Source organism: Cellulomonas fimi (assembly GCF_028527925.1).
GTDB classification, from domain to species: Bacteria; Actinomycetota; Actinomycetes; order Actinomycetales; family Cellulomonadaceae; genus Cellulomonas; species Cellulomonas fimi_C.
In genome coordinates this window covers 1-988 of sequence record NZ_JAPESW010000121.1, presented here as the reverse complement: position 1 = coordinate 988, position 988 = coordinate 1, and the positions used below count along the sequence as shown (strand labels likewise).

Annotated in this window: 1 protein-coding gene; it reads right to left on the bottom strand. The window is 69.5% G+C overall.

Features of this window, described 5'->3' with window-relative positions:
- Nucleotides 1-949, bottom strand: a 949-nt coding sequence (locus tag OMK64_RS20030) for a glycoside hydrolase family 10 protein (protein WP_272730109.1), incomplete at its 3' end; no start/stop codon positions are given.
- Between the last annotated feature and the right edge of the window lie 39 nt (nt 950-988).

The window sequence follows — 988 nt, the reverse complement described above, 5'->3', positions numbered from 1 at the left end:
GGGCGGCGCCCTCACCGGGGAAGACGTCCGGGACCCACGAGTACTTGTCGGTGATGCCCCAGATGGTCACGCCCTGGCAGCGGGTCACCTGCAGGCAGGCCTGGACGACCTTCTTGTAGTCGGCGGCCTGGGTCGCGAGCTTGGAGGAGTCCGAGGGCGTCCGCATGCGGATGTCGAGCTCGGTGATGCGCACGTCGACGCCGAGGTCGGCGAACCGCTGCAGGTTCTGCCGGAAGTCCCCGGGCACCTGGCCGACGATGAGGTGCGACTGGAAGCCGACGCAGTCGATCGGCACACCACGCGCCTTGAAGTCCTTCACCAGGTCGTAGAGCGAGTTGCTCTTCGCGTTGACGCCCTCGACGTTGTAGTCGTTGATGCAGAGCTTCGCGGTCGGGTCGGCCGCGCGCGCGGCCCGGAACGCCGTCTCGATGTAGCCGTTGCCGAGCTTCTGCTGGAACGGCGAGTCCTGCCGCCGGCCGCCGCCGTCGGCGAACGCCTCGTTGACGACGTCCCACGACGCGACCTTGCCCTCGAAGTGGTCGGCGACCTTCGTCACGTGGTTGACCATCGCGCTCTCGAACGCGCTGCCGTTGAGGTTCTTCGCCCAGTCCGGCAGCTGCGAGTGCCAGACGAGCGTGTGGCCGTACAGCTCCTTGCCGGTGGCCGCGGCGTAGCTCGCGACCTGGTCGCCCGCGCCGAAGCTGAAGCTGTTCTGCGACGGCTCGGTCGCGTCCCACTTCATCGCGTTCTCGGCGACGACGAGGTTGAACTCGGTGTCGGCGATCGACTTGTACGCGGACTCGGACAGGCGGTTCGGGTCGAGCGCGAAGCCGATGTCCTTCCCGGCGGCGTCGGCGGCCTCCTTCAGGGTCGTGGCGGCCTGCGCGGGCAGCGCGACCGCCGTCCCGAGCACGAGCGTCGCGGCGGCCGCGGCGATCGACGTGCGCAACGCCGTGCGGGAACGGCGCGTCGTACGGCAAGGTGCGGG